We start from the raw sequence: 15,820 nt of genomic DNA, 5'->3' as shown, positions 1-15,820 counted from the left end.
AAAAGTTTAATGTTGGAGTTTTAAAGTTGAAGGTTTAAAATTGAAGGTTGAAGGTTGAAGGTTTAAAAAAAAAAAATTAGTTGACTAGTTGGTTTCAGCTTTTTCTTTCTTAAGCTCTCGCCGACGGGTCTTACAATTATTACCCATCTGATCAATACCTGCTTCAATGGTTATAGAAATCGGCTGATTACAGTTGTCGCAGCATGGCGGCTTTTCACCTTATTTTTGAGGGTTAAACGGTCACTTTTATTTCTGTATAAAAACAGTAAAGTTGCTCATTTGTCAATATAAATTTAGGTAAATTTTCCAAAACTTTATCCTTCATCCTTCATCTTTCATCCTTCATCCTACCCTACACCGAACCCCTACGGCGAACATCCTTCATCCTGACCCAGTTTCAACTGCTTCAAGTGATACACCCTAGCGGTATCAGTGAGGTTATATTGTAAAGGGGTGATGGTAATGTAGTTGTTGCGAATTGCCTGAACATCAGTAGGGATATCTTGAGGTAAGTGAATATGATCGGGTTGTTCCACATCCTCAATAACTTCACCAGCTAACCAGTAATAGATTTTACCTCGGGGATCAACTCGTTTCTCAAAATTCTCAATGTAACGACGAATCCCTTGACGGGTAATGGCAATACCAGCTATTTCGGAAAGTTTAACAGGTGGCACGTTCACATTGAGTAATGTTGTTTTTGGTAAGGGTTGCTCGGACAGCTGATTTAGGAGAGTTTTCGCAAACGAAGCCGCTACTTGAAACTCCTTTGAGGTGTAGCTGGCTATACTGAAGGCAATGCTGGCAATCCCTCCGATTACCCCTTCCATAGCGGCTGAGACAGTGCCAGAGTAGAGGACATCAGTACCCAGGTTAGAGCCGTGGTTAATGCCAGAAAGCACTAAATCTGGCGCACTATCCATTAATGCCCACAAAGCCAGCTTTACACAGTCTGAAGGGGTTCCAGAACAAGACCAAGCAGTAACCTTGGGATGAAAGATGTTATCTATAACTTCAGCACGGATCGGGTCATGGAGGGTCAAACCGTGACCAGTTGCTGAGCGCTCTCGGTCAGGACATACTACGGTAACATTGTGCCCCGCTTCAGCGAGGGTGTTGGCAAGGGTACGTACACCAAGGGCGAAGATACCATCATCGTTGCTGATCAGCAATTTCATAAGATAGGATACTGCAGCTAAAGATAAAAGTCGCTGTTCGATTCTAATCTGAAATTGATGTACTCTAAGACCGTCTAACCCACTTACCTGAAAATTTTTTCATTGACACTCCCCGTCCTATAAGAATGGGGATTCTTACTTGGCCTATGGCCACGCGTGCGCCTTCAACGTTCGCGTAGCGTGGCCATAGGCCTTGCTGTCTTGCGTATAGCAGGTCGGAACCAAAAAAAGTAGAGGACAATTCGACCTAAGTGTTTAGATAATGGATCTAGGTTTCGGTCTGCCGGAAACGCGCACCTGATCAGAGGGTCGCCTTAGTACAAAACCTTGATCCCTATTCTGCATAACCCTAAAAATATAAAGACGACCATCTGATTACGGTAACTTCAAACCCCACCGTACCTTTTTTTTATATAGATAGATAGATACTTTTTTTTATTTAAATTTTTCTGAGACGTTTAAGTCGTTAGACCAAATTACGCAATATGTATCAGATACATATTTTTTACGTTGCCTACTTATGGTTAGATAGTATTTATCTAGTTTAAAAGTTTATTGCTTAGAATTTAATATAAGCACACCTAATACAAACTGTCAAGGGCATTGTTTAAAAAAAAAGCCGTCCTATAAGGACGGGGCGCGATTACCCATTATTTTTGGTAAAATTAAACAGTCCTGCATAAATGACAGGGGTTTCCGGTTCTTCTCTTAGTGACATACTCCCACACGCTTATCGTTCGCGTAGCGTCGGCTTCGCCGAAGATTACAGTGTGGGCTTCTTACCAACTCCACCCAACAGTTCGGATACTCGGTAAGCTTTATTAACGACACGGGATGCCCCTCCGCGCCGGAACAATACAATAAGTTCTATTTTTAAGCACGTAGGTGGCGGTTAGCTCTTAATTTGTCTTCCCTACTACTTTGATTATAGACGATCTCAAAACCATTAAAGATCCTGTCCGCGATTCATCCCACACTCATGCTGCGCATTGAGGTGTGGGGCATGTCTAGCGGTCTTAGCTAACCTAAAATTACTGATGACAAGCCTCAACGAGATTGAGACCCAACTAGCTACACTCAAAGAAGAAGCAACCATTGCGATCGCTTCTGCTGATACCTTGGAACAATTGGAACAGTTGCGCATTAATTACCTAGGCAAGAAAGGGCAACTGTCTCAGATATTGCGGGGAATGGGTAAGTTAGCACCAGCAGACCGACCTAAGATTGGTGCGATCGCAAATGTTGTCAAAGAAACCCTCCAGCAGAACCTAGAGCAGAGGCTCCAAGACCTGAAAGCAGCTGAAATTCAGGCAAAATTGCGATCAGAAACCCTGGATGTGACTATGCCAGGGGTATATCGTCCCCAAGGTCGAATTCACCCCCTCAATAGCACCATTGATCGGGCATTAGATATTTTTGTTGGTTTAGGCTACACCATTGCTACTGGCCCAGAGATGGAGACAGATTACTATAACTTTGAGTCCCTTAATACTCCCCCTGACCATCCGGCTCGGGATATGCAAGATACCTTCTACTTGCCGGATGGGAATTTGCTGCGTACCCATACCTCTTCGGTGCAGATTCGCTACATGGAAAACCATGAGCCACCGATTCGGATTGTGGCACCTGGTCGAGTTTATCGACGGGATACGGTAGATGCTACCCACTCGGCAGTGTTCCATCAGATAGAACTGTTGGCAGTGGATGAAGGGATAACCTTTACCGACCTCAAAGGAACCCTTAAGGAATTTTTGGAAGCAATGTTTGGGGAAGAGTTAGAAGTACGTTTCCGTGCCAGTTATTTTCCTTTCACTGAACCTTCAGCAGAGGTGGATGTGCAGTGGAAGGGGAAATGGTTAGAAGTGATGGGTTGCGGTATGGTTGACCCCAATGTACTCAAGGCTGTAGGCTATGATCCTGAAATTTATACAGGTTTCGCTGCTGGTTTTGGAGTAGAACGTTTTGCCATGGTTCTGCACCAGATTGATGATATTCGTCGATTGTACAACAGTGATCTGCGCTTTTTGAAGCAGTTTTAGTATTGATTAGCCTTACTGATAGATTCGACGAAACTATGATTAATCAAAAAAAACCATGACACACTCTCTTGGTGCGCCTTCCCTAGCGCTTTTAAAAAGCGCGGGGTCACACCGCTATCCAAAGGATAAGTTGACTATATAGCGTTGCTTATCCTTATGATATCGCCACGAAACTGATTCTGGATCTTTACTCTGACTCCACTGCTTAAAATCAGGTTGGTCTCTTAACTCTTGGAGTGTTGCTGGTGCTACTCCTAATCGTTGAGCTAAGTCTTCTTCACTGAGTCCTTCGAGAAATTGGCTAAGTGAGTTAAAATCTGGTGAGCTCATTCCAACACATTAAATTCCAACACATTAGAGGTTAGCTGAACAATCAAAAATAAATCCGTACCCAAACTAAAACGGAAAAAAGTTCTCGTTACCTGCGTGCGTGCTACCCGATAACTGGGTTTTTAACCAAAACCCCTGGTTCTTTCTGAATCGGTAAAGCGTCTAATACATCAGTTTGAGCGCAATACTTTAAATCTTCATGACCATTCAGCCGCAGCAGCCGTTTTCCGTGACTAGCGTGATAGAACATATCTAGTAATTTATCTTGCCACTGGGAGTAAAGTGCGATCGCACCAATTACTTCATCATTACCAGCAATGTCATCCACTGAGTCTCCGGTTTCTTCCATAAGTCTTTGACTAATCGCCCCAGCACAAACCGTGTCTTCTAGGGAGTAGGCTCCTTCCCAACCTGACCCCACTAGCCAAATAGTATCTGGTTTGTGGGTCAGTAAATACTCCACTGCTGCGACACGATTCACTAAGGCTGCTGCTAGGACTACCGGGGAATTTTGGACACGCTGTAAAGCACGGGTACCGTTGGTGGTACTGATGAATAGTCGCCTTCCATCTACTCGCTCAGGTGTGCAAATTAAGGGCGAGTTACCCATATCACAGCCCTCTACCATTTTCCCACCCCTTTCCCCAGCTCGTAGCCGTTTGTCAGTGGGCCATTGTTCGCTGATTTTCATTAACTGGTCGATATCACTGAACACTTGCACGGCTTCAGCACCAGCATTTAAAGCTGTAGCCATGGTCGTCGTGGCTCGCAGGACGTCAATTGCGATCGCACAGTCTGGTAAGGTGTCTGTGGGAGTTTCTTCCGGGGTGTGGTAGATAGATAGCTTCACGGCTTGGATATAGTTGGTTTCTGGACTGCTGAAATTTTCCTTGACATAACTAGCCTGATTAATCTTGCCGATTAAACCAGCCAGCCTAATGGCAGCCCAATTTATCGGGCACGACAGCCACAAATTATAGTATATTAGTTAGCCGGTTCAATCAAGGTACCTGAAGAGATACTAAGGGGTGTTTGAGATTAGGTGGCATTGGCTCATTCAGTGCTCGGTAAATCCCTGACAAATGTTCCCGGAACAGCTGGTCAAAGACGGCATCTTGGTTGGACGAATGACCCTCACCAAACCACCAAAACCAGTCAGAACCTTCTGCTGCATACAAGGCTTCCCAAACTTCTGGATTATTTTCTTCCGTGGCTTCCGGATGGTTGGCTAAGGTTTGTCGTGCTGCACTGAGTAAGTCCCAGGCTCGATTCTTGACTGGGTCACCAATCCAAGTGGTGAAGCTACCATCTACCCAGGAACCACTATGTAGCTGACTTGCCGGAATAGTTTCTGTAGGGGAAAATTGTTCGATAAACTCAGAAACCGTTACGAGTTTGATATCAGGATGATCACTCAGAGTTTGATAGAGGGATTTGAGGAAGGGTAAACCATCTTCGGAATAGTTTTCCCAGCAATTCTCTCCATCTAAAGCAATCGTGACTAGCCAAGGCTGCTCTAAACCGCTGCATGCCTCAGATTGCTCGGGTTTCGAAGTGTCAGGGTTACACTCTGCGATCGCAAGGGAAGCGCGAATCCCGTCTAAATGTCCCACGAAATCAGCCGTTGCCTTAGTCGGTGACATTGACCCATAGGTAAAGCCAATCAAATCTGATAAGCGGTGGTCTCGAAACACAATCACTAGGTCTTTGTGATCTGTTTCTAGACGATAAGGGCGGTAAAGTAACTCTGGTTCGGTAACATTCCCTCTCTCATCCCGTTCGAAACAGTGGTTGATACTGCAACCCAATACTACTTCATCAGAGCACATCCAATTAAACCCAGCTTCGGCAATGTAAGGTATAATTTCAGGACTGACTGACTGTTCGGAAGGCCATAGCCCACGTGGAGCTCGTCCAAATTTTTCTGTATAGATCTGCCAAGCCTTCTGGAGGTGTCGGGGAATATCCTCCTCCCACTGAAATCGCTGTTGGGGTAGACTCATCTCAGGAACAGCCACACGACCAGAATTGGTATCCACTAACAACGGTAGAATCGGGTGAGTATAGGGACTTGTAGTTATTTCCAGTTGACCAACATCTTGCATTTTCCGGTGTTGGGGGATGATGCGGCTGAGGATTTCTCTTTGCTTGGAGTAAATTCGCTGTCGGTCTGACAAAGTGAAGTTTCGCCCCTGCTCCAACCATCTAGCAATATCGGGATCATCCCAAAACAACGGATCAATCCACGCTAGGTTATGCCATGCTAGTAGATCGCTGTAATCCTCTAGTGTCCAATTGTTTAGGCACCACTCTTTCCCTTTATCCTGGCGGCTCTCATACAGTTCCCGATAACGGGGATGGGGGTCAATCAGGGTGTAGTGATTGCTATCAAAGAAATGTTCGATGATAAATTGCTTCTGGTGTTGATTCAGTTGTTCAGTGGAGGTTAGCGCTAGGGTCAGATAAGGATCGAAAGCAGTACCAGCAATGTAATCTTCCAGTTGCAAAATTAGAGTTGGTACTAGATTAACCGTTTGATGCAACTTAGGGTAGCTCTCTAGGAGCAGCACCAAATCTAGGTAATCTTTCGTGCCATGTAGGCGCACCCAAGGTAGATGATATTGCCCTGATGCCACCGAGGTACCGTTGTGGGATTTATAAATCGGTTGGTGCTGATGCCAGATAAAGGCAACGTATAGAGGATGAGACATGGTGCGATCGCTATCCTAAACCTTAACCATGATATCGGTCATCGGTCATCAGTTTTTAGTCATTGGTCATTTCTCACAGAAAGCTACCATTAACATAGTTATCATGAAATTACCAACGTGATGCGATTAGCACCCGTGATTTATCCGGGGTATATAAGCGTGCTTGACGAATAAATTCGTCAATGGATATTTTTTTCTTCTGTTGTCGGCAATACCTGTCTTGATGCTGTTGCAAATGGGGGAAACCCCCTGATTAAGCAGGGCTAATTCATTGTGATGAGAGAAAATTAGGGCAACCATAAACTAGTGTAAACTATCAAAGTCAACTCAATATGGAACTCTCCTTCCTCTCCCTGATGAAAACTAATCTCATCGAAGCGTTAGCCCAGCTCCCAGATTTTCGTGCACAAGCGAGGAAAACGCTATCCTTTGTGGTTAATTTTGCTGCTGGTGATTATGGCAACGATGAGCGATTGTTATGGTTATCGAGCCTTGGAAGATTTTGCTCGTCGTCACAACCTACGCCTTGCTCGAAAACTTAGATTTACCACCAATGGGTTTTCCCTCAGACTCGACGTTTCGGAGGGTAATGATGAGTATTGATTTTACTCAATTAGCCCAAGTTTTGACCAACTGGATTAGGGATGCTGTGCCAACCCAAGAGGGTGATTGGTTAGGAGTTGATGGCAAAAGTATCAAAGGGACAGTGAATAATTATGCTCAAGCTTATCAAGACTTCGTTTCGGTAGTTTCTGTTTTCAGTAGTCGCTGTGGAGTCGCCCTAGCCCTAGAACAATTTCGTAATAAAGAAAGTAGTGAAATTGACGTTGTGCAGTTGCTTTTAGCCAATTTAGGGATAGAAGGAGTAATATTGAGCTTTGATGCTTTACACTGTAAAAAAAAACTGTAAAACTAATTGTCGAAAGTGGAAACGACTATGTGATTGCTGCGAAAGGTAATCAAAAAAATCTCTACAAACAAATCAAACTCAACACTCAAAAAACTCAACCCATAAGTGTTGACATAAGCAGGGAAAAAAGAAGTGACCGTCTCACCACTAGAACTGTATCTGTTTTTGATGACCTCAGAGGCATAAGTGACGAGTGGATTGGTCTAGCATGTCTGGTAAAAGTAGAACGCATCGGTACAAGAGCAGGTAAGCCCTACCAACAACTTGCTTATTATATTAGTAGTAAATGCCTCGATGCCGCACAATTTGCCCAAGGCATTCGTGGTCATTGGGGAATTGAAAATCGTTTACATTGGGTTAAGGACGTGGTACTTGATGAGGATAGTTCTAGGATACAATTTGGTAATGCTCCTGCCAATCTCTCAATGATCCGTAGTTTAGTCATCGCTATCTTACGCTACCACGGTTATTCTTCTATCACCACGGCACTCCGGTCGATTGCTCATGATCTCGAGAAGATTTTGCTGTTGATTGGAACGCAAAAGGTCGTGTCGTAGCCATTTGACGGTGTGCCAAAGCAATCCCTGTCTCACTTATAGCTATGACTTATAGGTTCGCGTACGCGAACCGGTGCAGGAAATTAGCGATTGAGTGCTCACCAACCATTGACTGACAACGACTGACAGCATGATTGATTGATCTTCATCGGTATGTTATGAGAGTTCCATATTGAGCTCACTTTGATAGTTTACGCGAACCTATCCCACTAATCTCAAAAGATGGTAGTCTATTGCTGGGTTGATTTAGGTGTATGACTCTATGGCTGGGCGCTTTGAAGGGTTAAGTGATTTGGAATGGAAGTTGTTTGAAGATATCTTCCCCAAGGACCGATGAAAAACGGGGTAAAGGAATGCCTCATTGTCCCTATCGTTATGTTTTAAACAGTTTGTTGTACCTACTGATTACTGGATGTAGATGGTGTGATCTACCACGAGGGGAGATCTGGGCATCAAAAAGTTCGTCTCATCGATGGCTTTAGCGATGGCGCAAAGGATGGAACATTTGAACATTTACAAGCACGTGTGCTAGCGATCGCAGATCAAAAGGGCTTGATTAAATGGGAGTTTGGTGCCGTAGACGGCTCTTTTTCCCCCTGGCAAGGGAGGAGGTGAAGGCATTGCTTATGGTGGTAAAGGTAAAGGTGTTCTGATTCACACCCTGACTGAAGGTAGTGGAATGCCTCTAGCTAACTGTACAACTCCTGCCAATGGTAGTGAAAGAGAACAAGTCTTACCTCTACTGGATCAAGTCAAATTGAAAACTTTGAAACCAGGTAGACCACGTAAGAGGCTCAAGGTACTAGCTGCAGATATTGGTTATGATTCCAAAGAAAAACGTGCTGCTCTGCGTAAGCGAGGCATTCGACCCCAAATACCAAAACGGATTTGGAAAACCAAGAAAAATCGAGGAAGACCGATTAAAATGTCGGTGCCCAGATATCAACAGGAACGTTGTTTTGCTTGGTATAGCGCGAAAATATCGTCGTCTAGTGGTTCGTTGGGAACGACAAAAAGTTTATTTTGATGCATTTATTGATCTTGCTACTATTCATCTGTGGATTCAAAGACTCTTATTAGTGGGATAGGTTCAGTTTACGCGAGTTTCTGGCCGCCCTAATTTTCTCTGACCACAATGAATTAGCCCTGCCTGATTAAGGGGCTGGATCGCTCTTTATAGCACTTTGCTATATAATAGGAAGTCAGACAACTAACTGGCCTGACTATAAGTAGACAACGTAAAAACGTGTTAAAAGAATGATACGTGCGTAAACCAGTCTAACCTACTGGTCGTCTATGAAACGATTAAGGTCGATATTGTATTGTAGTTCATTGTCTCCCATCTCCTTCTAAAAAAGGTACGGTGGGGCACACCGGAACCTGGATCACAGATCTGAACGCTGGGGGAGATTTGGCCTCTACTGTGGTTGGTGAAAACCAGTCATGGCAAGCCGGATCGTTGAGCCAAGAATCCCCGTTTCGCGGGGAGTGTCAAAATTTAGCTGAGGTATATTATTATGTCAGAAACAATGGCACTCACTCCAGAAAATGTTGAAACAGTCCTGGATGAGATGCGTCCTTACCTGATGGCTGACGGTGGTAATGTGGAGCTAGTTGAGTTAGATGGTCCGACTGTTAAATTAAGACTTCAGGGAGCCTGCGGGTCTTGCCCTAGCTCTACTATGACCCTGAGAATGGGGATTGAGCGCCGCTTAAAGGAATTTATCCCTGAAATCCTTGAAGTGGAGCAAGTAATTTAAGCTGAATACTCAGTTACTGAGTGCGGAGTGCTGAGTGTTCAGCCGATTATTATAGTTGCTCTGATCTCGATTGCAAACAGTAGGGGCACGATCTGATCGTGTTCCTACAAAATATCTGTCTTTCAAACCATTGATAATGGCTATAGCATTTACATTTTAGTTGTTAACATAATCCCTGAGAGAAAAGCTTCCATGCAAAAGACAAGAGATAAGATATAATATACTATATATGGATTTTTGGTAAATTAAAATAACTGTAATTATTTTTGAAAATTCATTTTAAAACCCTATAGCAATAATTCAAAATTTTTAATTAATAAATTAATAAATTAATAAAAAAAATTATCCCAGAGAAGAGAGTGAAAGCCTTTTACCAGTACTAAGCAATTCTGTGAAGGTTGGAGCCGATAATGGAGGACTGAACCAATAACCCTGAATTTCATCACACTTATGACCACACAAGAATTTCAGTTGGCTAGCTGTCTCCACCCCTTCCGCCACCACCTTCAACTTGAGACTGTGAGCCATTTGCAAAATCGCAGTCGTAATGGCTTCGTTTTTGACATCCTCTGTAAGTTGGCAAACGAAAGAACGGTCAATTTTTAACACATCAAAGGGAAATAGTCTCAGATAGCTCAGAGAACAGTAACCGGTTCCAAAATCATCAATAGAGATCTGAATACCACGGGACTTTAACTCTTTTAAGGTAGCGATCGCATGGTCTGGATTCTCCATCAGGGTACTTTCGGTTAATTCTAATTGCAAATATCTCGCTTCAAGTTCCGTTTCTTTAAGAATTGCTACGATGGAGTCACTGAGATTGGGTTGATTAAACTGATGTCCCGATAAATTTACAGCGATTTGTACTGGGGACAAGCCTTGAGTTTGCCAGAGTTTTGCTTGGGTACAGGCTTTGCGCAGTACCCACTCTCCTAGAGGCACAATCAAACCAGTTTTTTCAGCTAGGGGAATGAATTTAGCTGGAGAGATTGCTCCCAATTCTGGATGATACCAACGGATTAAGGCTTCTGCTCCCTCGATTTCTCCAGTTCTCAGATTTACTTTGGGCTGATAGTGAACTTGAAGTTCATCCTTTTGCAATGCTTGGCGCAATTGTAATTCTAGCCATAGGGCTTGTTGGGATTTGTCACCAATTGAGGCAATATAAAATTCGTAAGCCTTCTGTCCTTTTTGTCCAGCATTTTCTCTGGCTCGGTTGGCATGGGTGATCAGGGTATTTAGATCAAGGGCATCCCTACCAAAGCAGGCGATGCCGATTCTAGGGGTCAGGACAATCTCATATTTTCCTATAGTAAAGGGTAAGGATAGAGCATCGATCAGTGTTTCCGCCATTTGGGCGATCTCTGTCTGGTTAATTGTAGTAGCTAGCAAGATTACAAATTTATCTATCCCTGACTGAGCCACTGTATCCAAAGGTCCAACCCTACCAAGAAGTCGTTTGGCCACTGCCTGAAGTAACAAATCACCACTAACAGGGCCTAGGGTATTGTGGATCTGGTTAAGTTGCTCAAAGCTTAAAGACAGCACTGGCAGACGACGATAACGTCCCTGTCGTTGGAGCAGTAGTTGATTAAATCGCTCTTCTAGCAAAAGTCGGTTCGGTAAGTGAGTAACCTGGTCATAACGAAGTAGGTAGTTCAGTTGAGCTTGCACTTTTTTCAGTTCAAGATGATGGCGCTTGGTCTGATAAAGTCGTTTTTGTAGTCGAGTAGCGATCGCATCTAGCAATTCCTGGCGCTTAACAGGCTTGATCAGATAATCATCAGCCCCTAACCTCATCCCCATACGCCAATCTGACCAGTCAGCTTTAGAGCTGAGGAAAATAAAGGGAATCGCAGCAGTTACGGGATGTTGCTGCAGAGTTTTTAAAACACCATAACCATCTAGCTGAGGGATGATGATATCACAAATAATTAAATCTGGCTGCTGGTTTTGAGCAAGTTTGACTCCACTGCTACCGTTGTCACTACTAATCGTCTCGAACCCTTCTGCTCTGAGCAGGGTGAGTAGCTTCTTCCGAATTATGGGCTCGTCTTCGATTACGAGAATCTTATTCATACAGGTTTGGACTTAAATCAGGTGTAGTGGACATAAAAGGTGACCTTGAACAGGGTTTTGCGAAGGAACAGCTTAAAGATAGAACGAGGTATTTCAATACTCCAAGGGATCCCCCACAGTTGAAACACAGTAGGAAAACCAGGTTTCGTTGGTGTAGCTGCGCGATCTACGGGTGTCCCCTACTAACTCAGTAGTATTGGGAGGTATGTTACCTAGACTTGGTATCAGTAATGAGGTAAGCAGATACTTCATGATTGTTTTTTGTTGTTAGTTGCTTGCAAATATTAACTGAGGATATTGGGCTCTTAATTTTATCTAAAATTTTCTTTATTCAAATAAAAAAAACATGCTTAATTTTGATTGATAATGGGGAATCTAGCGCCGGTTTTGTATAATATTTAACAATTATCATTGTGTTCACAAAAACTTCACATTGTTCCTTGATATATATTAAATAATACTTAATCAATAATTATCCGTAGCATGGCGTTGATTTCACCCTTTTCAAAAAGTGAACCTTATCACTACCTTTCAATAAACACCAAAGCGAGAATGTGTTAGAGCACTTGTAGGTATTTTAATTAAATTCGATTATGATTAATCAGCCGTCAAGATTTATGAGCTATCCATCCGGTATTTTTACCAAAACCTATTTTTGGGATAATTTGACTGTAATTCAGCGTAATTTTGCTGAATTTGGTAGATAACTAAGATGACAGTCATTCAAATGGCACATTTAAATTGATAGCTTTTGATGTAGAGGCTGATTAATAGGCTTTCACAGTCAGCAGGGATCCACCCTTATTGCCCCGCACCCGAAGCTCGGGGGGCGGTAAACCGTCAAACCTCAACCGTCAACCCTCAACATTCTCTCTTGGTGAGCGTTCCCTTGGCGTTCGCGGAGCGGCGACCTAGGAGTTGGAAACCTCACGGTCGCACCGCAACCTGTAACTTTTGCTGTGCCAATTAGATGGTTAACAACTTACTAAGCGCGTTTATAAACGAGTTGTAAACACCCATAAGGCAAAAAAAAAATCATTGTCGTGCTGCTTTCTTGTCCGCCTGAGCGTTCACAACATATTTATTATTGCTATATAATTATTTGATTTTAAGTAATTTTTATACCAATAACTCATAGAGTTAATCATTATAATTTTCCTCACACCTAAACCACTATATCAGTTATTAATTAATCTATTGTCCCCGAAGTGGGGGATTAGCGCATCAACCGTATGACTAAATAAGTATGGGCATAATCACTTAATTTAGCTTAGATAGGTTATAGTTAGTTTACTTACGCCCTTCGATATAGCTAACATCACCCACATTGACCCTGAAGTCATACCTATAAGTCATACCTATCTGCTGCTGTAACCCCCTTTGATTAGCTAGTTATAGCAATGACTCCAGTACTATAACCTGCTACTAGAAAAAAAAAGTAACTACAGTCAATATTTAGTACTTATGGCTGATAGTTTACGACCTATTACGTATTTTTACATATAGACTTCAAAGTGACTACTCTGGAAAATCCGTTAAATTTCGAATGCCTAAAGCACCTTAGGTGAGTTTTCCTAGATATGGAAGGCTAGCTTAGCTTCCTAACAAGCTACTAGCTAACAACCAGGGTCAGTATCATCCTAGACCCAGGAAGTATTTATATATCTTTGTGTTCTCAATTAGGGAAAATCCTCCATGGCTCAACGAAAATCGACGAAGCTTCGTCGTAGATACTTACGACCATTAGTCAGTGCTTCCCTCATTCTCGGTAGTTTGTTTCAGCTAGCAGTACCTGTATTTGCGGATGGAACTACTGCTGGTGTAGACATTATTAACCAGTCGGAAGCTACCTATGAAGACCCCAACAATCCAGACGTTCCCATCAATGCGACTTCAAACACTGTAATCGTTGAGGTGGCTGAAGTTGCTGGTTTGCTGGTTCAACCTGATGGTGTTAATGACGTCAACCTAGGTAGTATTGCTACTGGTGATACCCTGCAATTTGATTTCGTGATTACCAACATTGGTAACGAAGAAACCAATATTGCTATCCCTGGTCTTGATAACATCGCCATTACTGGTTTAGATACCGATCCTGCTGCTCCTACTCCTATTACAGTGACAGCTGACTTGGATGGGGATGGCACTTTCGAGGCAACTATTCCACCAACTGGTTTTACTACAACCACTCCTATTCCTGCTGATGGCAGCATTAAGGTACGAGTTGAAGGTACGGTGATTGTAGATGAAGCAGGGGCTCCGATTAATGTCCAGTTAGGTGATACCGGAAGTATCAACGATATTCGGGACAACACTCCTGCTACTGATAACCAGCCCGATGATGCTGATGGTTCCAATCCTAACGAGGTTCGTACCGTAAATGCTGAAGGTGATCCTCCGGTCAATGGTGAGCGTGAAGGTGCTGCATTCCAAGAGGTCTTACTCTCTACAGAGATTAAGGAACTAGCCACCATCACTGTTCTCAAGGGAATCATAGGTCCGAATCTTACCGATCTAGTTGATAACGGTGGTACGCCTGATGATGCTCGTGATGACAAAATTACCTATCGCTTAGACTTCCGGGTTGAATCGTCTAACCCAGCCATTAATTTCCAAGCTGCGGATCTCGAAGGAACTACCATTACCCTTGATGGTGCGCCAGTCCAGCGAGTCTTAGTCTCTGATGTCATTCCCGAAAATACAGTATTTGACACTGACCCTGCAAAAGCGCCTACTGCGCCAGAAGGCTGGACAGTGGTCTACTCTGATGATGACCCAGCGGTGACTGGTCGTGACGCCCTGAGCGTAGAGTGGTCTACTACCGCCCCAGCTGATGTTAAGCGCATTGGTTTCATTTCTGAAGGTCCTATTACTGCAGGAACTTCTACTGAAGCTGACGCCAATGGCTTCAGCTTTGGTGTGATCACCAGTGGCTTACCGGTTGCTGGTGGTGAAGTCGCTAACATTGCTCAGGCATTTGGTGAAACTGTCGGTGACCCAACGGATGAAGTGGTCTACGATGAATCCGGTGACCAAAATCCCAACAACTACAATGATGATGGTACACCACCGGATGATAGCGGTACCGACTTCAACCCAGCTACAGACCTTGGTATTGCCAATCCCAGTGCTGATGGTGTTGATGAAGACAATGACAACACCGGTGAAGGACCTAAGGGTGAAGACACTGTAGTTACCATTACTGCAGAGATTACCCCTGATAGTCAAATCCTCAATGGTCCAGAGGATCGACCCAACGCCATTGGTCCAACCAATGACAATGATGACTTCACTAACCAGTCCACAACTATTCCAGCTGGATTAGCTCAGGGTCAGCCCATTCCAGATCCAGGTGAGGTCATCTTCAACAATACCGTTGAGAACCGCAATACTACTAATTTAGATAACGTCACCTTGTTGCCAATTGCGCCTTCAGACGGTACTGCGGCGACTAATGACCCTGCTGTTACGGCATTCACCTCTCCAGTAGACTTTGGACCAGATAACCAGATTCCTAATGGCACTGAGGTCACGATCAGGTACACCCCAGATACAGGTGATGTTCAGGAAGCAACCTACACTTACAACGAAGAGGACGGTTTTACCACCACTGATCCAGCAGTTAATGTTGGTACTCTCACACCAGGTCAGCAATTGGATTACGAGGTAATTGTTGACTTACCTGCTAATACAGCTCAAGTTCAGGGTTACGGGATTCCGATTGTTGCCTTTGTGGACAACAACCCGAACGGAGACTTTGATGTGACTCAGGAAACCGTCTTCAACATTACTGTTGACCGGCCTTACACTGGCTATATGCAGATGGTTAAAGAAGCTCGAATTCTCGATACTGATGGTGTAACAGTGATTCAGGACTTCTCCGGCGGAGATCCCACAGGTGATCAGGAAGGTACCCTCGCAGAACGAGCTAAGCCTGGTCAGTTTATCGAGTACCGAATCACCTACACCAATATCTCTGAACCACTAGTGGGTGCTGGTAACGTAGTTTTGGATGCTAACAACTTCACCATTACTGAGGATGGTGCTGCAGCTCCTAACAACTGGGTTACTGTCACCACTCACGAGCAGGGAACTGAACCATCTCAGGGTACTGTGGAGTACTTCAACAACACCTTATCCTTTGGAAATACTGACCCAGCTAGCGGTGAAGAAGTGACTAGGTACGTCAATGAGGTTGGTACTGTTGCTCCTGGGGACAATGGTTCCTTTGTCTTCCGTCGTAAGGTTGACTAATC

11 protein-coding genes and 1 pseudogene are annotated in these 15,820 nt (G+C 43.8%); 7 read left to right on the top strand and 5 right to left on the bottom strand.

What is annotated here, in order from left to right; all coding sequences use genetic code 11:
* Positions 1–365: 365 nt before the first annotated feature.
* Complete coding sequence (gene surE, locus F6J90_RS19705) at positions 366–1,178, bottom strand: 5'/3'-nucleotidase SurE (protein WP_293097081.1); 813 nt, start codon at positions 1,176–1,178, stop codon at positions 366–368.
* A 1,037-nt stretch (positions 1,179–2,215) separates the two neighbouring features.
* Between surE and pheS the strand changes: the two genes are divergently transcribed.
* A complete protein-coding gene (pheS, locus tag F6J90_RS19700) occupies positions 2,216–3,217 on the top strand; it encodes a phenylalanine--tRNA ligase subunit alpha (protein ID WP_366513786.1) in 1,002 nt (333 codons plus the stop codon).
* A 114-nt stretch (positions 3,218–3,331) separates the two neighbouring features.
* Here pheS and F6J90_RS19695 read toward each other — a convergent pair whose 3' ends face one another.
* From F6J90_RS19695 to F6J90_RS19685, 3 genes are all read right to left on the bottom strand, one after another.
* Complete coding sequence (locus F6J90_RS19695; protein WP_293097078.1) at positions 3,332–3,547, bottom strand: hypothetical protein; 216 nt, start codon at positions 3,545–3,547, stop codon at positions 3,332–3,334.
* Positions 3,548–3,650: 103 nt separating this feature from the next.
* Positions 3,651–4,397 carry a 2-phosphosulfolactate phosphatase family protein gene (locus tag F6J90_RS19690; protein WP_293097866.1) on the bottom strand — a complete coding sequence of 249 codons (747 nt, stop codon included), beginning with the start codon at positions 4,395–4,397 and terminating at the stop codon, positions 3,651–3,653.
* Positions 4,398–4,548: 151 nt separating this feature from the next.
* Complete coding sequence (locus F6J90_RS19685) at positions 4,549–6,258, bottom strand: glycoside hydrolase (RefSeq protein WP_366513785.1); 1,710 nt, start codon at positions 6,256–6,258, stop codon at positions 4,549–4,551.
* A gap of 456 nt (positions 6,259–6,714) precedes the next feature.
* On the opposite strand from F6J90_RS19685, the gene F6J90_RS43635 reads away from it, so the two are divergent.
* From F6J90_RS43635 to F6J90_RS19660, 5 genes and pseudogenes are all read left to right on the top strand, one after another.
* The gene (locus tag F6J90_RS43635; protein ID WP_366513807.1) at positions 6,715–6,861 is read left to right on the top strand and encodes a hypothetical protein; all 147 of its coding nucleotides are present in this window, start codon (positions 6,715–6,717) and stop codon (positions 6,859–6,861) included.
* Positions 6,812–7,725, top strand: a pseudogene (locus F6J90_RS43630) (ISAs1 family transposase). The gene F6J90_RS43635 and the pseudogene F6J90_RS43630 overlap by 50 nt, the downstream one beginning before the upstream one ends.
* A 423-nt stretch (positions 7,726–8,148) precedes the next feature.
* On the top strand, positions 8,149–8,340 hold the full coding sequence (locus tag F6J90_RS19670) for a hypothetical protein (protein WP_293095705.1): 192 nt from the start codon (positions 8,149–8,151) through the stop codon (positions 8,338–8,340).
* 4 nt (positions 8,341–8,344) lie between these two features.
* A complete protein-coding gene (locus F6J90_RS19665; RefSeq protein ID WP_293097802.1) occupies positions 8,345–8,752 on the top strand; it encodes a transposase in 408 nt (135 codons plus the stop codon).
* Positions 8,753–9,254: 502 nt separating this feature from the next.
* Positions 9,255–9,485 carry a NifU family protein gene (locus F6J90_RS19660; RefSeq protein ID WP_044492679.1) on the top strand — a complete coding sequence of 77 codons (231 nt, stop codon included), beginning with the start codon at positions 9,255–9,257 and terminating at the stop codon, positions 9,483–9,485.
* Between the two features lie 342 nt (positions 9,486–9,827).
* On the opposite strand, the gene F6J90_RS19655 is transcribed toward F6J90_RS19660, so the two are convergent.
* Positions 9,828–11,564, bottom strand: coding sequence for an EAL domain-containing response regulator (locus tag F6J90_RS19655; RefSeq protein WP_293097072.1), 1,737 nt, complete (start codon positions 11,562–11,564; stop codon positions 9,828–9,830).
* A gap of 1,695 nt (positions 11,565–13,259) precedes the next feature.
* Here F6J90_RS19655 and F6J90_RS19650 point away from each other — a divergent pair.
* Positions 13,260–15,818, top strand: a complete 2,559-nt coding sequence (locus F6J90_RS19650; protein ID WP_293097070.1) for a hypothetical protein — start codon at positions 13,260–13,262, stop codon at positions 15,816–15,818.
* Positions 15,819–15,820 lie beyond the last annotated feature (2 nt).

This window comes from Moorena sp. SIOASIH, assembly GCF_010671925.1.
GTDB lineage: Bacteria > Cyanobacteriota > Cyanobacteriia > Cyanobacteriales > Coleofasciculaceae > Moorena.
The sequence above is the reverse complement of the archived record's forward strand: the minus strand, read 5'-3'. Positions and strand labels throughout refer to the sequence as shown.